Source organism: Rhizobium sp. 21-4511-3d, assembly GCF_053522545.1.
The window spans coordinates 154,542-175,807 of sequence record NZ_JBNWCF010000012.1; the positions used below are offsets into that span (position 1 = coordinate 154,542).

Below are 21,266 nucleotides of genomic sequence, written 5' to 3' on the forward strand. Positions count from 1 at the left end.
ATCCTTGATCCTGACTGGCATGCTCGCCATGCCTGGCACCAGCGTTCGCCGCCCGTGTGGGACCGGCCCTTTCTGCAAGGCGAACTGGACAGGAGTCTCGCGGCCCACCGCAACATTGATGAACGGGGTGCATCGCCGCTGGCGCCGGCTGGAACGGACCTGTCGCAGAGTTTCCGCTTCACGGGGGCCGCGGACAACCCGCCGAGTTGTCCGCGGACAACTCGCAAATCAGGGCGTGGCGAACACCGTTTCTTGGCCCGAATGGCCCATCAAATCGGCTCTCCACAGGTCATGGTTAAGCGTTTGTAAATTGGTAACGAATCGGAGCATACTCTAACTGCGCAGTTTTCCACCCTATTCGAACATTTGCGCAGTTGATTGGAAAAACACTATGCAGCCGAGTCTCGCCCTTCAGGATGATCAAGAGCACCTCCCCTCGCTTCTGGCAACAGATGCGCAGGAACTCTCATACCAGCTTCAGCAGCACCAGGCGAAGATCTTTTCGCCGCTGGCACGCAAGACCCTGCGGACATTCTCGCCGGCCGAAGCGGCAAGCTTCATCGGCATCGGCGAGGGCTACCTGCGCCAGATTGCAGCCGAGGGCCACGGCCCCGATCCCCTGGCCAATGGCCGCCGCCTCTACAGCGCCGAGGACATGGATCGTATTCGCCATGCGCTCGACCAGCGCAACGGCAACACCAAATATATCCCCGCCCGCAAGGCCTCCGAAAAACTTCAGGTGGTCTCGGTCATGAACTTCAAGGGCGGATCGGGCAAGACAACCACCGCCGCGCATCTGGCGCAATATCTGGCACTGAGAGGTTACCGTGTTCTGGCGATCGACCTCGACCCGCAAGCGTCGATGTCGGCGCTGTTTGGTCATCAGCCTGAGTTAGATGTCGGCGAGGGGGAAACCCTCCATGGCGCTATCCGCTACGAGGATCCGCGGCCAATCGCCGAAATCGTGCGCGCGACCTATACGCCGAACCTCCATCTTATTCCGGGCAATCTCGAACTGATGGAATTCGAGCACGAGACGCCGCGCGCGATGGCATCGGGCAACGCCGAGACGATGTTCTTTGCCCGTATCGGCGAAGCACTGACGGACATCGAAAGCCACTATGATCTGGTGATTATCGATTGCCCGCCGCAACTCGGATTTTTGACGATGTCTGCCCTTTGCGCGGCGACATCGGTATTGATCACCGTTCACCCCCAGATGCTCGACGTCATGTCGATGTCGCAGTTCCTGACGATGACCAGCGAGCTGATGTCCGTGGTCGAAAGGGCAGGGGGCCGCACAAGCTACGACTGGATGCGGTATCTCGTGACCCGCTTCGAGCCCAATGATGGACCGCAGAGCCAGATGACCGGTTTCATGCGCGCGATCTTCGGCAATCGCATGCTTCACAATGCGATGCTCAAATCGACGGCTGTCTCCGATGCCGGCGTAACGAAGCAGACACTCTATGAGGTGGACCGCGCGCAATTTACCCGCGGGACCTACGATCGCGCACTGGATTCCCTCAATCTCGTCAATAGCGAAATCGAGGCCCACATCCGGTCGACCTGGGGAAGGAGGTAAGTGAATGTCGAGAAAGAACCTGCTTGAGATTTCAAGCCCAAACGGGGAACGCCCCGAACCGGCACCTCATCGGGACAGCCGGCCATTGGCCGGCCTTGCTCCGACGGTCCGCTCAGGCTCACCTGTCGGGGGCATTACCAAGACCCTCGGAAACATAACCGAGAAGATGGAGCGCGCCACCGACCTTGAAAGGCAGCTGGCACAGGGACAGACAATCGTCGAGATCGATCCGGCTCTCGTTGACGCCTCATTCGTTGCCGACCGACTTGAAATCGATCCCGTTGAACTTGCACAACTCGTCGAGCAGATTCGCGAACACGGGCAGCAGGTTCCGGTTCTGCTCAGGCCGCATCCCGAGGCCAAATCGAGATACCAGGTCGCCTATGGTCATCGTCGTTTGGCGGCAACGCGGATGCTCGGTATCAAGGTCCGTGCCGTTGTTCGCGAACTGACCGACGAACAGCTGGTGGTCAGCCAAGGCCAGGAAAACAGCGCCCGCACCAACCTTTCGTTCATCGAGCGGGCATTGTTTGCTGCACGCCTGGAGGAACGCGGCTTCGGTCGCGACGTGATCATGGCGTCTCTCGGCGTCGACAAGGCTGCGCTGTCCAAGATGATGTCGGTCATCTCTCAGGTTCCGATGGCCGTCCTTACGGCAATTGGCGCTGCTCCAGATGTCGGCCGGCGACGCTGGGCGGAGCTGGCAGAAAGACTGACCCCAAGCAATTGCGAGACCATTGCGACCGAGTTGTCCGCGGACAACTGGCGTGCCTTGAGCAGTCCGGAACGGTTCCAAAGAGCTCTCGAAATTGCACAGAATAAGGAGCAGCGTGCTGTTTCGGCCGCTTCCAACGCAGAAATTCCAGGCCTGCCCGTCACCCTGAAGACATCAGCGAAGAGTGCAACTTTTGTCTTCAACAACAAGGCCGCACCTGGATTCGATCGATTTGTGCAGGAGAGGCTTTCGCAGCTCTTCGCCGAATACCAACAGCAACAAGGAGCGTAACGCGCAAAAGAAAAAGGCCCCCAAACGTCGCCGTCGTGGAAGCCCTTCTCGATCTTAAGCAAATCAAGAATCGCATTTCCCCGAATCACAGTCAAGAGTCTTGGCGCCATTTTGGTGAGCGGATTTCTTTTGCCTCAACGTAGGTGAAAGAAAAATGGATACGACATACGTGACGACGCCTGTTGGGCGGCGGCCGATGACGCTTGCCATGATGTTGGCACAGCACAAGGCCGGTACCTTGCCAAAGGACCACCGGCGCAACAAGTGGAAGCTCTTCAGATCGGTCTGCGAGGCGCGCCGTGATCTCTGCGTGAGCGACCGGGCGCTGACGGTTCTTGATGCCTTGCTGACGTTTCTGCCTGATGATGAGCTGTCCGGCAGTGCCTCCCTCGTTGTGTTTCCCTCAAATGTACAGCTCTCTATCCGGGCCCGGGGCATGACGCCAGCGACCCTACGCCGGCATCTGGCCATGCTCGTTGACGCCGGACTGATTGCCCGCAAGGACAGTCCCAATGGAAAGCGCTATGCGCGGCGGGGAAAGGGTGGGGAAATCGATGAGGCCTTCGGGTTCAACCTGGCCCCGCTGCTTGCCCGCGCCGATGAGATCGAAGCTGTCGCCGAACGTCTGCGCCTCGAGCGGGAACACCTGCGCCTTGCCAAGGAACGTCTTTCGATCTGCCGCCGTGATATCGGCAAACTGATTGCTGCAGCTACGCTTGAGGAAGTCCCCGGTGACTGGACATCGCTTTTTGGCGCGTTCCGCCGCGTTGTCGATGAATTGCCTCGCCAGGCCACTCTCCTGGAGGTCGAGGCTGCATTGCGTCAACTCGAAGATATTCGCTCCGGTGTCGTCAACCAATTGGAAAATCATGTAAAAGCACAAAATACAGGCGCCAATGAATCTCAGAGTGAGCGCCACATACAGGATTCAGATCCAGAATCCCTTTTTGAAATTGAAGCCGCAAATCACCACGAAGAAATCCAGCAGTCAGGTCCGGAGACCTTCGTCACTCAGACGGGGGGCGGAGAATATGCGCCGTCAGCCATTAATCTCGGCGCTGTCTTGAAGGCATGCCCGCAAGTGAACTCCTATGGCCCGAACGGAGCCGTCCGAAACTGGCAGGATCTCGCTGCTGCAACAGAGATCGTGCGCACCATGCTTGGCATCAGTCGTTCGGCCTATCATGATGCGGTCCTCGCTATGGGTGCCGAAGGGGCGGCAATCGTTACGGCGTGCATTCTTGAAGGCGCAGAGCGGATAAACTCGCCGGGTGGATACCTGCGCGGCCTCACCCTTCGAGCGCGGCATCGCTCCTTCCAGCCGGGCCCCATGCTCCAGGCACTGTTGCGAGGTAGCCGTCAGAACAGTTGAAAGTCGCAATGCAGACCGTGGGGCCCGATGGTGAAAGCCCAAGCAAACTAAAAAGCAGTCCTATACCTTGAGGAAGGGATGACGGAAACTAAGTGCCATTTCACTTCTCCGCACGCCAAGATATGTTTTGTTTTCAGAAGGCTGCCCCTACGTTGCAGATATTCCTGAAGCGTTCCTCAACCTGATAATCAACGCGATGATGCTTCCACCGGGCCCAACGGCGCTAGGGCACGTTTGCTGGACACAAACGGGAACTTCAATCGACGTCGTTTCTGGGCGGTAATGAGGACGACCATGGAAAAGACATCGGAGAGGCCGCGCCCAGGACCGCGCCCAGGTAGCCGGCGGACAGGATCACGAAGTGCGCTACAACGCGAAGAGAAAAACGCCGTGAAGCTGTCTGTTGGTTGGACCGGCGATTCCCGTAGAAAAATCGATCCAACTCGGCAAGAAGGCAAGCTCAGTACGCGATCGTACTGATCGATCCGCTCGTTGGCGCGTTACTCTCCCGGAGAACGCAACCATGACGGACGGAATTAGCAAACGCAGGAATACCACGACGGCGGCCAATCGGCTTGCTGCGAGCGAGTGTACGAATTCACCCGCCGTGAAGCGCTGGCCGAAGAGCGTCGACGGCGCGACGAGATGAGGGAACGTTCGAAAAGGCTCGCCTGAAGGCGCAGGAGCAGGCCGCCAATCATAAGCCACAGGAGGCAATCATGGACGACGACATTCGAAAGGACGCATACAAGCGGTGGGAGGACGAAGGTCGCCCTGAAGGCCAGCATGAGCGACATTGGCGCGAGGCCGAAGAGGCCCACCGGTCGAAATCGAGCGGGACACCACAGACCTGGTCTTCGGACCAAGGCGCCGGGGTCGTACCGCCGGACCGAAGCGAGACTTCCTCTGACGCAATCCGTTCGAACGAGCCGGGAAGCTTCAAGCCGGGCGAACTCGCTTCCGAAAACAAGTGATCTTGTCCAGCAACTGGAAGCCACGATGATCGATCCTTGTCCTACGCACACTACCGGTTATGGTCGATCTTCGTCATATTGCTCTGCCCCCGCGATCGGCGCTAGCCAGGGTTCCCGGCGTTTTACCCAAAGTTCGTACGCAGGCCTTAGCGGCGTCGGCGCGTCGGACAGAATGCCGAGCTTGACCTCGGCCTCCTGTTCGTTGGCCGAGAACAGCCGCGACCCGCATTTTGGGCAAAATGATCGACCGCGAAACTCACGTGTTTCGCCTTTCAATTCGAACCCGCTCGCGGGCCACACGCCGAAGAACGTGAACGCCGATCCGCTTTCTTGACGACAGTCGGTGCAATGACAGATGCCGGTGCGCAGGGCTTCGCCGCGCACCGCAACCTTCACATCGCCACAAGAGCAGGAACCGACCAGCGTTCTCATGCCGACTTCTCCGCTGCATCATCGACGACGTCGGTCTCCGGACGGTCTCCGCCAGATGCATGCTCGGTCTGCCAGCGTCCGTCCGCAAGCTGATATGAAATCTCGGCGTCGCGGCCTTCCAGGTGCTGTCGCTCTGCAGCAGATCTTGCCGCGGCAAGCGCCGCATCATGGTCGGCAAAGGACTCGGACCACACCTCGCCTAGTCGATACGCGAAACCTCCGTCGTGCTCTGCGACATGATAGGTGATCTTGCTCATGTGTCATCCTCTTGAGACTATCAAAGAAAGCGCTCGGTTCGCTTAGCATAACGAGCGTAGTCAAATGGGCGTCCTTGATCGGCGCTATCAAGGCTGCGGTGGCAGTTGCCAAGTCTTCGACGCTGTAATCCTTCCCAAGGAAGCGTCGAAGGCGTCCACCAAGTCGTTCTTCTGCACCTTGCGTCCGGGATAGGGGCACATCTGATTCACTCTGTGCTCCATATGGCGAGAAACGTGTCCGACAAGATCCAGTTCCGCTTTAGCTCCATATCGGCGATGAGCTTAATGCGAGCCCTCGTCCGTTTTATCCTCCAAGGTCCTCCTCAGCGGCGTCTAAAGTGGCTCGGGGTCTGGCCGAGCACGACAGTGGACGGACGTCAAGACAGCGCCTACTCGGGCAGTCCCTCGACGAAACGAAGGCCCTTCGCAGGTTCTCTCGTCGCGAGTATGGCTGGCCGCCATTCATGTCCCGCATCCTATGTCGGGTGGCACTGCTAATGGATGATCCAATTTAGCGCGGGTGAAAACACTGGCGCTAATTTTTCGTCTTGATGGAACCCGACAAGGCCCACACTCGTTTGTGCCGTGAACGTCATCGCTTTAACCCAGCACGCACGTTCAAGGCTGACTGCAATTAGCCAAAAAGGCCACCGTCGCATCGCCCGCCACGGTGGCTTTTTTTATACGTGAGGACTGCCCGGCGAGGGTCAGGTTAAACGAGCACCCCCAAGCGATAACGGGGCTGCAATCGCCACGTCGGAAACTTAGGTGAGGTCATCGCCGGACCGCAGGGAGGAAACGATGACCTTCTCCTAAATGATGCCTGCGTCGCCATTACCCGCGTGCAAATTAGCCAAGCCGGAACAGTGCTGCTGCCGGGAGGTCCTGAGAAAAGAGAAAAGCGGGCAGATGTCATGCTGATCGAGCAGCACGACAAGAGTTTATCATCGGTGCGGCGAGAAACGATGGCGCTAACGCATCGCAAGCGCGATGCCATCGATTTCTGTGGAACGATATAAGAACATCAGCAAGAAGCTGGTGCTAAACAAGACTTTTCAAAATACGTGCGAACAGCCGGTGCACGAACCGTAAATATCCACAGAACACGCACCGTGCACTGCGTTTGAAAAGCAATATAATATCTCAGATATCTTTCCGCGGGTGTGTCCTAGCATCACCTTCAATTCGTCGGCGAGTGTATCCGGGTTATTCCCGAATTCGTCGCGGACGATGGGGAAGACCTTGCCCGCGTCTTAAGTAGAAGCGCGCCTGGAGGCAGGCCTCTTGCGACCGATCTGACGTCGAAGGTGATGCCCCATTGTTCCCGGATGCCGTGGCCCGCTTTTAGCACTTTTTGAGGCGGCCTATTGCAATTGCCGCAAGGCAGCCGTGCTCTACCTGTTCAAGCTGAACAAATGCATGCGTTGGAATTCAATCCTCCGTATGGCCTCTGCCACGACGTAGTCGAACCGTCAGCAGCCCGCCGGCCTTTGACCTCGGGGCAGGACGGAGGTTCGCTAAGCAAGGAGGAGACGCGCGATGGGCGATCACTCGGACCGCAATGACCGCCAGCGGGCGCTTGCCGACTTCGGAGACTTTGTGCTCGATCACGACGATCTCGACGAGATTTTGACCGAAGGATGCAGGCTCGTCGCCGCGGCGCTTGGAGCAGATCTCGCAAAAATTATGGAGATCGAGCGAGGAAGCAACACTGCGATCGTGCGTGCCGGCGTCGGGTGGCACGACGGCGTCATTGGGAGAGCACGGGTAGACCTTAACGATCGGTCCTCGGAGGCCTACGCCATCGAGGAATCTGAACCGGTGATCACCAACGACATCTCTGACGAAAGTCGCTTCGTTTTCCCGAGATTTCTGCGTGATCACGGGGTCGTGGCGCTGGTCAACGTTCCGATTCTTGTTGTCCTCGTAGATCCATGGCGAGCGTACCATTCGATCCCTATCGAAACTGAGCGCAACTTCAGTCGCCCCGCCCCCGTAATGCAGATGTCTCGCCAGATAATGCCTTGTCGGAGACAATTGAAAATTGCGGCGAGGCTTTACGCTCTATCGATGTAAAGCGGACGGCGGCGTGGCGTCCGACTGCCTCTCGGTGAAGCAGACAGGACTTTGGACCGGAACGGCATCAGCAATCCATGACGTCGCGTGCGTTACACCCATCATATTTTTGCAGTTCGCCCCGCATCCTGCCGCTCCACCGGCCGATAAACGCAATGGTATCAGCTGCCAGCAGATGAGCGGTCAACGCATTCTGGTCGACCCACCGTTCCGATATTAGCAGTCGCCCAGTGCGCGAACCGACCACGGCAGCATCATAGCTGATGCATCCGGGACGCCCGCGAGTGGTGAATGCCAGTGCATTCAGTTCCGCCATGAATTGCGCCAGGTCGGCTGGATCGACATGCGCGTAACCCGTAATGATCAGCATGAGAACTTTCTCCATCAAGAAGACCCGACCGGCCGCCCGCGGCGGCCAGGTGTTTGGTCAAGCGATGATCACGTGGCAACCAGCACGATCTTGCCCTGGATGCTTCCTGCAGAAGCACGGCGGTGGGCTGCCGGTGCCTCGGCCAGGGCATAGGTGCTGTCGATCACCACCCGAACGGAGCCGTTATCAAGCAGACGGCCAGCGTCGGCCAGTTGCTTGCCGTTCGAGCGCACCTGCGTCGTCGAGACGGTGATCTTGCGCCGGACGGCTTCCTCATGGCCGGAAAAGCCAAGCGGGTTGACGAGGAAGAGGGCGCCACCCGGCTTGATGGTGGAAAGGAAGCGTTCCATCTTCGCGCCACCGACGGCATCGAGCACCAGATCCGCATTCGCCACTGCCCTTTCGGCGGCCACCTTCGTGTAGTCGATGAAACCATCCGCGCCGAGGTCGGTCAGCAACGCCTCATGTTTGCCGGAAGCAACGGCGATCACCTTTGCTCCTTGCCATTTTGCGACCTGCACCGCGAGATGACCGACGCCGCCTCCGGCGCCGTTCACCAGCACTGTCTTGCCGGCGAGCGGTACCGGGGCATGGGGGACGGACTGAAAAGGGTTCGGCGCATCATGACCAAGCTCGACCAAAAACTGCCAGGCTGTCAGCAGCGACATCGGCGCAGCAGCCGCCTGGATATGGTCGATCCCGGATGGTTTCAGCGCCAGGTCCGATGCCGGAACGCGAACATAGTCTGCGTAGGCGCTGCTTCCGGTCATCAAGTCGTGCGGGAACCGGACCATCGCGTAGACAGCGTCGCCCGCGTGGAACTGCGACACGTTTTCGCCGACAGCCGCGACCACGCCGGAAACGTCCGTGCCCAGGATCAGCGGAAAAGCCGGGCTGGGACGCCATTGCGGCGGCAGGGCGCGATAGCCGTCGCGCAGGTAGAGATCCGGCGGGTTGATGCTTGCGGCATGGACGCGAACGAGTACGTCGTCCGCTGAGATTGCCGGTCGGGGCGCATCCTCATGGAGAAGGACATCCGGTCCACCGAATTCGTGGATGCGCACGGCTTTCATCATTTTAGTCATCATCGCCTCACTGGTGCTTGTTTTCGCAGAAGAAAATACGAGCATCTTTGTGAGTTGATAATGGTGGCGCTATTCGCTTTAATCATGCCATGAGGGAACAAATCGGAATTGACAGGCTGACCGGATTAATCGCTTTCGCGCGCGCCGGATCGCTTGGAAGCTACACCGCCGCCGCCCGCTCCCTGTCGGTCTCACCCTCGGCGGTCAGCAAGAGCATCCAGCGGCTGGAAAAGCAGTTCGGCATTTCGCTGTTTATGCGCACCACCCGTTCTCTCACCCTGACGGCCGAAGGGCGCGACCTGCATGAGCGCGCGCTCAAGCTCTTGCACGACGCAGACGAGATCGAGCAGGCGGTAAGAGCAGCACGAACCGAGCCTACCGGGACCTTGCGGATCGCGGCCTCGTTGCCGATCGGCTTGCACATCATCGCACCGGCCCTGCCTGAATTTCGCAGGCTCCATCCAAAGGTGACCATCGATTTGCGTTTGAGCGATCAAATGGTCGATCTCGTCGAAGGCGGCTTCGACCTGGCGGTCCGCATCGGCGATCTTCCAGATTCCAGCCTGCTTTCACGCCAGCTCCTGCCATACAGGCTGTGCTGCTATGCCTCGCCACAATACCTGGCGGGGCGCAGTCCACCAACCCGTCCCGACCAGTTGGAAGAACATGAAACTGTCAACCTTCGCTACCAGAACAGCGGCCAGTTGTTCCGTTGGCCATTTCTCGTCGGGGGCAGGGAAGTGGAGATCCTGCCGCCCTCCGGCATTATCGTCGATGCGAGCGAAGCTGTGCTTGCGGCGATCGCGGCCGGTGCCGGCATCGGAATGGCAACCAGCTTCATGGCCGGCGCCTGGGTCAGCCGCGGGGCGCTTGTCCCTGTCCTGGCTGACCACGCGGTGGAACGGCACAATATCACAGCGCTGTGGCCAGAAAGCCGCCGGTCCAATCCCGCCGTGCGCGCCTTCCTCGACACTCTCGTGGAGCTGTCGTGAAAAATCACTGTGACTCCCTGCGTCTGGTGTAAGCCGGCCCAAGGCCTTCAAGGAGCATGTCGGACGCGGGCAGTCGGTCCCGCTTCTCCTGCGGACCGCTATGCTGAAGCTCCTACGGCTGCCCCGACACGCCCGACCTGCGTCGCGAATTCCCACTTTCCCGCGCCGGAGGCACGGCGCGATGCTGAAAGCTCCGATACGCTTCATGTTTGTCGCAGGCTCGCCGAGCGAGCCGGCCGCTATTCGAAACCTGGTCATTTCGCCGCCCGAGCCGAGGTAAGACACCGCTCCGCTTTCGGACACAAGGGCGCATCTTGGTGATCCGAGTGGTAATGCCGGGACCGGGGAATGGCGCACCCTCATTGAACGCGACTTTACCGCCGCTCACCTGCCACGACCATCCGTGGCGCGTTCGAAGCAGGTGCTGGTTCAAGGGAAGCTTGACCATAAAACTTGAGCAGGCCGTCTTGCTCTCAGGCGCGCTCCTGGTTCAGGATTCGCAACGTCCGGATCTGGCTTGCCAGGGCGAGAAGCGCCTTCGCCACAGTCTCGTCCGACATCTCCTCGATATGCTGGGCGATGTCTCCGATGACCCGCCCGGTCGGCTCGTCCGACGGAGCAGGCTTGCCGGTCTTCAGCAATAAGCCGCGCAGCGCCCCTGACGTCGTCATGCCGCGTTCAAGAAGCCGCTTGCGCTCGGCAAGGGTCAGGGTCTGGACGGTGTTTGCGGCGCGCACGAAATCCGAAATCATCTGCGTTGTCAGCGTCACCGCGGATGGTCCTCCATCAGCCACTCGTCTTTCATCATCAACCCTCGACATGCCGTGATGTGCTTCGGCCGCCATCATCACGAGCTCGTCCCGCTGGGTCAATAGCGGTAAGAGGCGGCGCGATGTGTCAGAAAGGGCGAGCGTCACGCTAAGGTGGTCTTTCAGGCGAGTTGTGATAATGAGGGCTCGGAGACGTACGAGCCCGGTGAAATGGACGTCGAGCGCATCGGCGTGGAAGCTTGAAAGCCTGCGGTCATCTGAGCCCATGACGCAACTCCGCGATCGAGACCTTGCCGAAGGCTAGAAGACCGCACCCCCAGCGCCGGTCGCTGACCCATCTTCACGGACGCTTGCGACAAAGGCACGTCGCGTGCAGGGACAGGTTGCCCACGATGCGTTTCCCGCAACCATCATCCGATCGCGTCCGACAGCATCCAGTCAGGGTCCTGGTCGAGGTCTTTCTTGCGGCAGATCGAAAACGTCTTCCCGCAAAGTTCATCTTTGGGGCTGCGCCTTCTTTACCGAAGGAAACGGTCCTTTGCGAACGCCCTGAACTCCAGCTCGACGTCTGCCCTCTGCGGCGTTCCGCAACAGGCAGAGAAGCCCGGGCTCGGCTTATCAACAATGGGCGAGCCACGCCGAATGGAGCCCGAAGAGAACGGTGGCGCTCAACAACTGGGTCGGCCAGGTTGTGCGCTGAAAGGTGCTCGCAGCGGCGTGTGACAGAGGGAGAGGAGGGAAGGGGTTTTGTAGCGGGTTGGGAGGCTGGAGAGAGTTTCTGGCCGGCTCGCGACGGAGAAACCGCATGGCTAAAGCAATCGAGAAGTTCACCCTCGGTGCAGCCCGAAATATTCCCTTCAACAAGCTGGTGCCCAGCCAGCAGAACGTCCACAAGATCAGAGCGGCCCTGTCGATCGAAGACTTGGCGCAAGACATCGCGATCGCGGATTGCTCACCAGCCTCAGCGTCCGGCCCGCACTCGACGGCGATGGCAACGAGACCGGCATCTAGCGCATTCCCGCCGCAGAGCGCGCTATCGCGTTCTCGAACGCTTGGTCCACGGAAGCGACTGACCAGAACCGCCAGCATTCCTTGCATCGTCAGCAGAGGCGACACCCACGAGGTCGAGGACCCGCTTGCTGAAGGCCTCCAGCGCATCGCCTTGCATCCGCTCGATCAGTTTCCCGGCCTTGCAGGCCTCGCGCAGGGCCTCGGCGAGGACGCGATCGCCGACCATGCGTGCATTGGCGGGAACGAGGCGGGTCAGTCTCGGAATCTCTCGACCGGCCAGCCGACCTCCAAGACGAGCCGCAAGCATCAGGCGATGACCCCGGCGATACGGGACGTGAGTTTGAAAGCGAATCTCACGGCCGCCCAGTCGGTTCACCAGCATCACAAAAGCCAGACCCGATCGCGGTGCGGTCGGGTCTTCTGAGCGATGGTTTTCCAGCATGATCGCCAGCGCAAAATTCGCCGCGGCTTTTGGCGATCCGGCTTGCCGCATCGCCGGCCGGCACATGGCTAAGCTTTTTTCGAAAACACCCCTCAACCTCGCCCGGCCATCGCGCCGGGTTTTACGTTTATGGAGACAAATCGATGCACATCCTGCCTTCCAACATCCAAACCGCCTCTTCCGCCTTCAAGGTCGATATCTCCCGCGGCATGCGGATCGGCCGCGTTTCGTCGGAATGGTTCTCACGGCCCGACGACGAACGCTTCCTGTCGCTGAGCGATCTCTATGACACCGTTCGATCCCGCGCTGAGCACGCCCATGCCCGGACGATCGAAAGCGCTGCGATCCGGGTCGAAGCAACCCGCGACAATGCTGAGCGGCTTGCGCTTCTTGTTCCCGGCCAGCGCCAGCCGATCGCGCCGACCCACTGGAGCTTCGGCCAGCTCTGCAGCCTGGTTGGCGCGCCCGCTACCTATATGCGCCAGCTTCCGGCGCCGCTTGCGGCGATCAATTTGCAGCATGGCCTGCTCAATCACCGCGCCGAGCTCGTCAAGACGCTGGAGATGGACGATGGCCGGCTGGAACTGCGAGCGGTGACCGGACCCGACTATGGCCGCATCTGGGACCATGAGCTGGTGTCGGCGGTAATGGAGATCGCCGGCAATGGGACCGGCGACACGATGTGGAAAGTGCCGGGCGTCCTGGATTGGGCGACGATGACCCACAATCCCTTCGTCGATATCACCAGGGATACGACGACGCTCTATGCCAGCGACCGTGACGTCTTCCTGTTTTTGGTGGACGACACCCACCCGATCGAAGCCGGGCGGTTGGCGAACGGCGAGCCGGATCTCTACTTCCGCGGCTTCTACGCCTGGAACTCCGAGGTTGGATCGAAGACGCTCGGCATTGCTTCATTCTATCTCCGCGCGGTCTGCGCCAACCGCAACCTCTGGGGAACTGAGAATTTCGAAGAGATCACCATTCGCCATTCGAAGTTTGCCGCCCAGCGCTTTGCCCATGAGGCGGCACCTGCGTTGACGAGCTTCGCGAACTCCTCGCCGGCGCCCTTCATCGCCGGCATCAAGTCAGCCCGCGAGCGGATCGTCGCGCGCAAGGACGAGGATCGCGAGACCTTCCTGCGCCGCCGCGGCTTTTCCAAAGCCGAGACCGGTAAGGTGATCGAAATGGTGCTGTCTGAAGAGGGCAGGCCGCCGGAATCGATCTTCGATTTCGTCCAAGGCATCACCGCGCTTGCTCGCACCAGGACCAATCAGGACGCGCGTCTCGATCTCGAAGGCAAGGCCAGGAAGCTGCTAGAAAGCGCTGCCTGACAGGTTGGCGCGCCTGGCCCACAGATCCGGCGCGACTGCCAACCCCTCGTCATCTCAGAGCCCGGTCAGGCGCCGGGCCTCTTTGTCTGGGCCACCCTGTGCGTGATGGGCTATCCCCGATCATGCCGGGGCAATCTTCGGCACCCCGCTTTGCGCTTCGCAGCCGATGGGAATCTCGATCTTCTGGAACGCCTCGATGGGTCGACACGCCTTAGGTGCTTTGCGGCGTCGGCTGCAGTTACGGCAAACACGTCTTTGCGTCTTTGGCCATCTTCCTGATGCCCACCCCTCTGACCTCCACCGCCCGACGCCGATGATCTCATCGGCGTTATGAACAGCCAGACACGCTAAGCGCCGGTGATCATCGGCGCTCCTTGCTGGCGATCGCCGATCCCTCCTTGGCTGGCCGATGACACTTGTCCAGCCCATCCGGCCGGGCGCCGAGCCAGGTCGCTCTTTCTCGCTTCTGGAGATACTTCGATGACAATCCTCTCGCACCCACACCGCCTTTCCGCCGTTCCGCGGGTTGTCAGGTCCGGCCTTCACGCGCGTCTCGCGGCTGAAGAAACCAGGTCGTTTCTGCAGCGGAGTCGCGTCGTTGCTGGAGACAGCCTTGGCGCGAACGTGACCGCCATGTTGGCCGTGACCCGGACCTTGCGGGTCTGGACGGTCGATGTCGCGGGCTGGTCATGACGGAGGCCCGCCATGCTCTCCCCAGCCGAACTGGCGGAGCGTCTCGCACAAGACGCGGAGGCCGTCTGCCGCCACTATCTCTCCGCCGGCCGACGGGCCGGTCACTACTGGCTCGTCGGTGATGTCGACAACACCAGGGGCGCTTCGCTCTACGTGCATCTCGCCGGTCCGCGCGCCGGCCGATGGACAGATGCAGCGACCGGCCAGTTTGGCGATCTCCTCGATCTCATACGCGAGACCTGCGGTCTCGTCGATTTCCGGGACGTTGCCTTTGAGGCCCACCGGTTCCTCAGCTTCCCCGATCCGGAGCCGCTATCGCCCTCTGGAAGCGGCAATCAAGATCCCGCGGTAGTCGTCCTGCCGGCTTCTGAGCGTGCCAGACGTCTGTTTCGGGCGACGCAGCCTCTTGCCGGCACACTTGCCGACGCCTACCTCAGGGGGCGCGGGATCCTGCGCGGTTCTGACCACGCGGTACTGCGTTTCCATGCAGCCTGCTACTACCGCGATCTCGTCACCGGCCAGACGAGCAGCTATCCGGCGCTGATTGCCGCCGTGACAGGCTCTGGGGGCGAGATCACCGGGATACACCGCTGCTTTCTCGATCCGGCCGGCGGGGGCAAGGCGCGGGTCGATAATCCTCGCCGAGCGCTTGGAGCGTTGCTCGGCAATGGCGTTCGCTTCTGCTTCCCGCTCAACGCATCGATCCCGGTCGTGGCCGCGGGCGAGGGTCTCGAAACCGTGCTGTCCCTCTCACAGGTGATGCCCGGCATGCCTATGGTCGCGGCTCTCTCGGCCAGTCACCTTGCTGCCTTCCGCTTCCCGCCCGGGTGCCGGCGCATCTATATTGCCGCCGACGCTGATGCCGCCGGCCGCCACGCAATCGAGCGATTGAGCCGGCGCGCGCAAATCTCCGGGATCCTGCCGCTGGTGCTGTCGCCCGAGCTCAGCGATTTCAACGAAGATCTGCGCTGGCTGGGACCCGACCGGATGATCGCAAGCCTGAGGTCGCAACTCACGCCGGAAGACGCGATGACCTTCATGGCCTGACGCGGGGTGGTGGGACGGAGCCGCAGGTTGGGTCGCAGGCGGCCTGGGCGGAAGGATCGGGCCAGCTTTCCGGTTTCCCTTGGCGCGCCTGCGGGCCTGCCGAGAGGCGACCGGTATCACGCGGAGCTCGACCTTCAGCGGGTCGGTCGGGTTTCTTCCCCTGACAGTCCGCGGGCGCGGCCTGTCATTCCTCTCGCGTCAAGAAACCCTCCCTCCGCCGCCCGGCGCTTCGCTGGGCCGCCGCGCTCCGCTTGCGGTTCCGGTCTCGATCCGCATGACCGGGTTCGCCGTCAGGCCGCGAGAGGCGCGGCCCAAAATAACGGAGATCATCATGGACCCGATCCTTCACGCCGACGACAGCTTCGAGCGCAACCATTCTTCCTCCCCGACCGATTGCTTCATCTACGAGATGCAGGTCCTGGGCTATCGCCCCTTCCAGGACGAGCCGGATCCCCGGCCGTTGCCGGAGGAACCGCAGGTCCAGTCATCAATCACTGCGATCTTCGATGCCTTGGCCGACATGCTCGGAGACACCCGACTGGAGCCTGATCTCGAAGATCTGTTCTGGTCGATCCCCAATCTCTTCCATCGCGCTGGCGAGCGCATCCAGCGCGAGCTCCACCGCAACGAGGAAGCGCAGCGCACCGGCCAGCGCGAGCAGGACGGTTCGGAGGTGAAGAGTGTCGAGCTAGAACGCCTCGTCGCCGAAGGCATCACGCTCCTAGAGCGCCGCAATGCCTTTGAATTCATGCGCGACTACGCGGCCGACCTCTTCGAGGCGCAGACCGGTTCGTCCTGGCGGCCGCGCACCGGCTCCAAGGTCAACCACGCCACCGTGACGGCGGCGATGATCGACAGCCGCGACTTCCTCTCCGCCCGCCGCCGCGCCGAAACCGAGGTGCTGATACCGGCGGGCACCAAGATCGCGTTTGCCGGCGGCATGGACTATAACGATCATGAGCGCATCTGGGCAAAGCTCGATCAGGCGCGTGCCAAGCATCCCGACATGGTGCTCTTGCATGGCGGTTCCCCGAAAGGTGCTGAACGCATCGCCGCCTGCTGGGCAGACGCCCGCAAGGTCACGCAGATCACCTTCAAGCCCAACTGGACCAAGCATGCGAAGGCCGCGCCATTCCGGCGCAACGACGAGATGTTGTCCGTCATGCCGGCCGGACTGATCGTCTTTCCAGGAAACGGCATCACCGGCAACCTCGCCGACAAGGCGCGTCGCCTTGGTATTCCGGTCTGGCAGGCGACAGGAGACGGCGCGTGAGCGCCGATTCCTCGAACGACGCAAAAGACGGAAAGCATGTAAAAATTCGATATATGGAGAACCATACAGGAGACCAAAGCTATGAAGCAGTTCACCACGGGTGATCTGAGTAAACAAATTGGCGACATCACCGATGCCGCGAGCCGCGAGCCGGTCATGCTGACGCGACATAAGAAGCCGTGTTTCGTGCTGATGAGCTATGAGCACTATGAGCACATGCGCGCAGGCGGCAATCCACGCCGCGCCTATCATGTCTCAAAAATGCCCGCCCAGCATGCAGAATTATTCGATGAGGCGCTCGATCGGCTGGGGCGTGGCGAAGGCTACAATGATGAGCCATGAATTCCGCCCCGGCGAGGTCATATCTTGTCCGTACCTCTGCGCCCGGCAGCAGCGCAGCGAGGCCGAGGGGCGCAAGCTGGGCCCGATCTGTGTCGTCATCGTCATCCGAAGCGCCTCCGATTGGATTACCCGCTTTTCGCTATCACCACGCAGCCACCGCAGACGGGGCCGGCCGCTTTGGAGATCCCGGAGATCGAGCGCAAGCGCGCTGGCTTAAGATCGAAAGCAGTGCTGGATCATGGCCGATGAATACATTTATGATATCGTCAAACGCTCCCGGTACTTCGAGCCCGGTCAGGACGCCCTCGGCCGCTTCCCCAAATCCCTCATGGTGAAGATCGCAAGACTGTTGCCGGGACGCGCGGACGCTCTGGCCGGGTGAATAGCCTCGATTAAGCGGCGCCGATACGGTCATCATCCGGCACATCTCCGGCGGTTGCATCGTCGGGCTACCAAGTCGGAGGCCGTCCTCACGAGGCAAGTCTCCGACTGCCGGGTGTTTTCGGCTGGTCTCCTTTTCCTGATCATCACCGGCGCGGGAGCGACGCCGGGCAATCAAACCGGTGTTGTGATCTCACTGCACCCGAGCTGCAGTCGCGCAAGAGCGAGCAGCGATCCGAGCGCCACACCGACTGAAGCCATCTCTCCCAATGACGATAAGATCAGGACGGTGCTTATCTCTGGCGTCGCGTCAGATGAGTGGTGGTCAGGATCCCTTGACCTGAACACCCATCGAAGCAACCGACAAGCGCGGCACTCGGCGGGTCCGCAAAGGGCAGCGACGGCGAGGTCTCCTGCCGACGTCGCAATCAAGGACCATTCCCGTTCTTTGTGTCGCCTTTCTAAGGGACCGGCCGCGTTCGGCGTCAACCCCGCAAGGGGGTTTCCCTTCGCTAAAGCTTCGGTGACGCTTGCGGCGCAGCCCCTTCTTCGGGCGCCATCGGGAATGGTCCCGATGCAACGAAGGAGACAATTCCATGGCTACCACGATCGCAACCCTCACCGAAAAGACCGACGGCACTTTCGAAGGCGTCTTCGCCACCATCCGGGTCAATGCCCCGATCGCCCTCGTCCCGAACGCCAGCAAGGCGAGCGAAGAAGCCCCCGATTACCGCATCATCCATCGCAAGACCGGCTTTGAGATCGGCGCCGGCTGGAACCGCATCTCCCGCCAGACCGGCGAGGAATACATCTCGACAAAGATCGAAGCGCCCGAGATCGGCGTGATCTTCGGCAACGTCGCCCCGGCGCCCGGAGGCGAAGCCGGCAAGAAGGTCATCCTCTGGAACAACCCCGCATGAGCCGGATGCCGGCCCCGAAACGGGGGCCGGCATCCCCTTTTTCAAGGAGATCGCCATGAGCCGCTGCACGATTACGGTCACCCGCACCGCATCCTAGCACTCAGACCGGATGCCATCATCGGCTACGACCGCCCGCTCCAGACCTTCTTCCCCCAGGCATTTCTTGAACCCGAAGGCGATAACCTGGAGCTTTGGCTGGGCACGAATGACCAAGAATTCGAAACACTGTCGCAATTGAGGATCGCTGCGATCGCCCGCGGTCTCGACTTCATACGGCTCCCATCCGGCATCCTTCACAAGCTCTTGGATGACCATGCTCGCGAGGGGTCAACCCGCGGTCAGCGATACGATCGTCCGGGATCTCATCAACAGGCCGCTCTTCACTGACGCGCCGAAAGCAAAACAATAGCCCGGCTACGGCCGGGCTATTTTTACCAGGACTGCAGAATTACTTGTTCAGCGCGTCCTTGAGCGCCTTTGCCGGCGTGAACGCCAGCTTCTTTGCCGCGGCTACCTTGATCGTCGCGCCCGTCGCAGGATTGCGCGCTTCGCGCTCCGGCGTCGCCTTCACTTTGAACTTGCCAAAGCCCGGGAGCGAGGTCTCGTTGCCAGCAACCGCTGCCTCGGTGATCGAAGCGATGACCGCCTCGACGATGGCTTTGCCCTGAACCTTGGTGAGGCCATGCTCGCCTGCAATCTTGTCGGCGATCTCGTTGGTGGTGGTCACTTGATGTCTCCTTTTCTTAATCAATACGAAATCCCTGCCACTAGAGATGCTCGCTGTCATCGACGCGATGCCGCAAAACACCCCGCTCCGTCGGGATTTCCACAACTACCATTCCGGCTGTAGCCCTTGGCCTTCTTCTTGCGTGTAATATCCAGAAAATGGATTGCTGCTTCAAGTTCGCTACTGAACACATCAGTCTTCTCGCCGCCCGCCTTGCCACGCGGCCCCATGAGCGAAGGACCGAGGCCTCACCGAACAATGTCGGCTGTATGGAGATCGCGTAATATCGCGCCATGTTCCTGGTGGCATTGATACGCTGGCAGTAGAGACGGAATGAATTAACTCGGCACGGCGCGAGGTTTGCGAACTCGGCCGGCTCCGTCCAACGAGAGTTTTGAATCGGTCAACGGGGTTCGAAAGGCTGCCGCGACGGCAGGCAGAACAATATCCGCGCCGGCAACGCTCTCGGTTAGGCGACGACGAACGCGCTGCCCGAAGTCTATCACCGCCTTCTTAACGCTGCGCCAGGAGAGTGATCTCAACCATCAACCCGGCATTGCTGGCATGTCGCCTTCGGCGACGCGCCAGATCCAGGCGCCAAGATCAGGCCGCGCTTCTATCATGTCCTTCAGTGCTTCTTCGAAGTCAGCGTCGGCGGACGGCGGCACGATGTAGAGCGCATGTGGACAAGGTCTCGTCTCCAGCAGCATCGCATTGGCCAAAGGCCGGTTTTGGGCAAGGTTGAATCGCAGGCCCTTAACCGACTTCAGCCGCAAACGCGTCAATCGCTCGACCAGCCTCTGCTCGAAAGCATTTTCGATCGGCAGCCACTGTTCGCTAACGCACATCAAGGCGATCTCATCAATGGTGACGATCCCGGCCTTGCCGCTGCCGATCGTTGCAATCAGCATCAGGTGTAGATTTTCCCCGCTTTGCCAGAGCGCAAATTCTGCCTCGAAGCGGCGTTGCACGCTCTTCCAGGCGTTTTCATCAAGATAGAGGCGGAAGCCCGGCATATGCTTGACCACCACGAGGCGCCCGTCCCTCGTCTCCGCGAATTCCTTGACCTCGCCGAGAAGCAACATCAGGCGCTTCGGGCCTTGCTGGAAAAGCCCGGCCATCTTCTGCGCCCGCCTGTGTTCGATTACTGTCTTCTCCTCGGCCTTGAAAGGCTCCGGGATAATCAACCTCTCCGACAGGCTCTCGCCGCGCACCGCCATGTTGCCGGCGGCCTCCAGCAGATGATGATAGACCTGCCACCAGTGCCGCTTTCCGGCCCAATGCGCCGTCCATTCCGTCAGACCGCTCTCGTGCCACAGGAAATGCAACAGGGCGCGTAGCGACAATTTCCTACCTTCCGCTTTCACGCTTTCACCGGCAGGTTCTGGCACGCCGGGACGATTGGTCGCCGCCCGCTTCGAAAGGGAAAAATCAAGCTTCAGTGAGGCCGTTCCGACCGAGGCATCCATCTGGATTGCAGTTCCCATCAGCGGGCCGAGCCCGGACAATTCATACGGCGGCTCATAGGAGGGACATGCCGGGTCATGGCCTCCACCGGAAAGCGGCATGCGTTTGATGACGAGTTGATTGCCGATATCGGCGATGTACATCGGCGCCGCCGGCTCCCGGCAAAGGCAAAGCGGTCGGACCTTGGCGCGGTAGGCGCGGGCCAACAATCCAGCGAAATCCGGGTGATCCTCGTCGCATTCGACACTATCGAACCGGAACCGTCTCATGGCAACGGCTGTCCGCAGTGGGCGTGGGCAATCAAAAAGGGGTGCCACACGCGAGAGAAACCTGTCTGCTCAGATCGGGCGATTATGCCGGGCGGGAAGAGACAGCTCAAGGCCGCGCGGCCCCTCCAATTTTCTCTCCGTTCCGTTTCACTGCACTTCGACAAAATCGGTTCCTCCGCGCGCCGGCTCCGCCGGTCGTGTTCCACGAGCCTTGACCTGCCTCTCCCCACCCTGCGTGCCGCCGTCACCTTTCACAAACCTCAAGGAGACGACGATGACAATCGACCAGCACATCGAAGAACTGCGCGCTGAAGCCCGTAACGCCGAAACCACCTTGGAACGCCGGGCGCTCGAGGCCGAACTCGACCTGGCGCTGGCCGAGCGCGAAGTCATCTGGGCCGATCTCGACGGCCGCATCGACGCCGAGCCGCCCTTTTGAGG

General features: G+C 60.7%; 19 protein-coding genes and 3 pseudogenes. 14 read left to right on the plus strand and 8 right to left on the minus strand.

The window, feature by feature from the left end:
* Positions 1-391 precede the first annotated feature (391 nt).
* The 4 genes from repA to ACQZ5H_RS24380 all read left to right on the plus strand — a co-directional run bounded on the left by repA (position 392) and on the right by ACQZ5H_RS24380 (position 4,937).
* Positions 392-1,585 (plus strand): plasmid partitioning protein RepA, encoded by a 1,194-nt coding sequence (gene repA, locus ACQZ5H_RS24365; protein ID WP_112717235.1) that lies wholly within the window; start codon positions 392-394, stop codon positions 1,583-1,585.
* A gap of 4 nt (positions 1,586-1,589) precedes the next feature.
* Entirely contained in the window at positions 1,590-2,591 is a 1,002-nt protein-coding gene (gene repB / locus ACQZ5H_RS24370) for a plasmid partitioning protein RepB (protein WP_449099173.1), read from the plus strand.
* 154 nt (positions 2,592-2,745) lie between these two features.
* A complete protein-coding gene (gene repC / locus ACQZ5H_RS24375) occupies positions 2,746-3,963 on the plus strand; it encodes a plasmid replication protein RepC (RefSeq protein WP_449099174.1) in 1,218 nt (405 codons plus the stop codon).
* Positions 3,964-4,682: 719 nt separating this feature from the next.
* Positions 4,683-4,937 carry a DUF2934 domain-containing protein gene (locus ACQZ5H_RS24380; RefSeq protein WP_449099175.1) on the plus strand — a complete coding sequence of 85 codons (255 nt, stop codon included), beginning with the start codon at positions 4,683-4,685 and terminating at the stop codon, positions 4,935-4,937.
* A gap of 57 nt (positions 4,938-4,994) precedes the next feature.
* Here the strand turns inward: ACQZ5H_RS24380 and ACQZ5H_RS24385 are convergent, their stop codons facing one another.
* Positions 4,995-5,369: a GFA family protein gene (locus ACQZ5H_RS24385; protein ID WP_112717243.1), complete on the minus strand. Its 375-nt coding sequence runs from the start codon at positions 5,367-5,369 to the stop codon at positions 4,995-4,997.
* Entirely contained in the window at positions 5,366-5,626 is a 261-nt protein-coding gene (locus tag ACQZ5H_RS24390) for a DUF2188 domain-containing protein (RefSeq protein ID WP_112717245.1), read from the minus strand. The genes ACQZ5H_RS24385 and ACQZ5H_RS24390 overlap by 4 nt, the downstream gene beginning before the upstream one ends.
* 1,539 nt (positions 5,627-7,165) lie before the next feature.
* Here ACQZ5H_RS24390 and ACQZ5H_RS24395 point away from each other — a divergent pair.
* On the plus strand, positions 7,166-7,702 hold the full coding sequence (locus ACQZ5H_RS24395) for a GAF domain-containing protein (RefSeq protein WP_449099176.1): 537 nt from the start codon (positions 7,166-7,168) through the stop codon (positions 7,700-7,702).
* Between the two features lie 67 nt (positions 7,703-7,769).
* On the opposite strand, the gene ACQZ5H_RS24400 is transcribed toward ACQZ5H_RS24395, so the two are convergent.
* Positions 7,770-8,072, minus strand: coding sequence for a putative quinol monooxygenase (locus ACQZ5H_RS24400; protein ID WP_112717251.1), 303 nt, complete (start codon positions 8,070-8,072; stop codon positions 7,770-7,772).
* 68 nt (positions 8,073-8,140) lie between these two features.
* Positions 8,141-9,157 (minus strand): NADP-dependent oxidoreductase, encoded by a 1,017-nt coding sequence (locus ACQZ5H_RS24405; protein WP_130279801.1) that lies wholly within the window; start codon positions 9,155-9,157, stop codon positions 8,141-8,143.
* Between the two features lie 89 nt (positions 9,158-9,246).
* On the opposite strand from ACQZ5H_RS24405, the gene ACQZ5H_RS24410 reads away from it, so the two are divergent.
* The gene (locus ACQZ5H_RS24410; protein ID WP_130279802.1) at positions 9,247-10,149 is read left to right on the plus strand and encodes a LysR family transcriptional regulator; all 903 of its coding nucleotides are present in this window, start codon (positions 9,247-9,249) and stop codon (positions 10,147-10,149) included.
* Positions 10,150-10,622: 473 nt separating this feature from the next.
* Here the strand turns inward: ACQZ5H_RS24410 and ACQZ5H_RS24415 are convergent, their stop codons facing one another.
* Positions 10,623-11,186, minus strand: coding sequence for a hypothetical protein (locus ACQZ5H_RS24415; protein ID WP_449099177.1), 564 nt, complete (start codon positions 11,184-11,186; stop codon positions 10,623-10,625).
* A 538-nt stretch (positions 11,187-11,724) separates the two neighbouring features.
* Here ACQZ5H_RS24415 and ACQZ5H_RS24420 point away from each other — a divergent pair.
* From ACQZ5H_RS24420 to ACQZ5H_RS24450, 7 genes and pseudogenes are all read left to right on the plus strand, one after another.
* Positions 11,725-12,150: pseudogene (locus ACQZ5H_RS24420) on the plus strand (DNA-binding protein); the annotation flags it as partial.
* A gap of 365 nt (positions 12,151-12,515) precedes the next feature.
* Positions 12,516-13,706 (plus strand): DUF932 domain-containing protein, encoded by a 1,191-nt coding sequence (locus ACQZ5H_RS24425; RefSeq protein WP_449099178.1) that lies wholly within the window; start codon positions 12,516-12,518, stop codon positions 13,704-13,706.
* Between the two features lie 705 nt (positions 13,707-14,411).
* A complete protein-coding gene (locus ACQZ5H_RS24430; RefSeq protein ID WP_130279804.1) occupies positions 14,412-15,446 on the plus strand; it encodes a toprim domain-containing protein in 1,035 nt (344 codons plus the stop codon).
* A gap of 331 nt (positions 15,447-15,777) precedes the next feature.
* On the plus strand, positions 15,778-16,719 hold the full coding sequence (locus tag ACQZ5H_RS24435) for a DUF2493 domain-containing protein (RefSeq protein ID WP_130279805.1): 942 nt from the start codon (positions 15,778-15,780) through the stop codon (positions 16,717-16,719).
* 81 nt (positions 16,720-16,800) lie between these two features.
* Positions 16,801-17,061, plus strand: a complete 261-nt coding sequence (locus tag ACQZ5H_RS24440; protein ID WP_130279806.1) for a type II toxin-antitoxin system Phd/YefM family antitoxin — start codon at positions 16,801-16,803, stop codon at positions 17,059-17,061.
* Positions 17,051-17,457, plus strand: a pseudogene (locus tag ACQZ5H_RS24445) (hypothetical protein). The gene ACQZ5H_RS24440 and the pseudogene ACQZ5H_RS24445 overlap by 11 nt, the downstream one beginning before the upstream one ends.
* A gap of 581 nt (positions 17,458-18,038) precedes the next feature.
* Positions 18,039-18,362, plus strand: coding sequence for a DUF736 domain-containing protein (locus ACQZ5H_RS24450; RefSeq protein WP_130279807.1), 324 nt, complete (start codon positions 18,039-18,041; stop codon positions 18,360-18,362).
* 448 nt (positions 18,363-18,810) lie between these two features.
* Here the strand turns inward: ACQZ5H_RS24450 and ACQZ5H_RS24455 are convergent, their stop codons facing one another.
* From ACQZ5H_RS24455 to ACQZ5H_RS24465, 3 genes and pseudogenes are all read right to left on the minus strand, one after another.
* Positions 18,811-19,089 (minus strand): HU family DNA-binding protein, encoded by a 279-nt coding sequence (locus tag ACQZ5H_RS24455; protein ID WP_049730551.1) that lies wholly within the window; start codon positions 19,087-19,089, stop codon positions 18,811-18,813.
* 56 nt (positions 19,090-19,145) lie between these two features.
* Positions 19,146-19,489 (minus strand): annotated as a pseudogene (locus tag ACQZ5H_RS24460) (WGR domain-containing protein).
* A 145-nt stretch (positions 19,490-19,634) separates the two neighbouring features.
* Entirely contained in the window at positions 19,635-20,825 is a 1,191-nt protein-coding gene (locus ACQZ5H_RS24465; RefSeq protein ID WP_130279808.1) for a DUF1173 domain-containing protein, read from the minus strand.
* 274 nt (positions 20,826-21,099) lie between these two features.
* On the opposite strand from ACQZ5H_RS24465, the gene ACQZ5H_RS24470 reads away from it, so the two are divergent.
* The gene (locus tag ACQZ5H_RS24470) at positions 21,100-21,264 is read left to right on the plus strand and encodes a hypothetical protein (protein WP_449099179.1); all 165 of its coding nucleotides are present in this window, start codon (positions 21,100-21,102) and stop codon (positions 21,262-21,264) included.
* Positions 21,265-21,266: the final 2 nt, after the last annotated feature.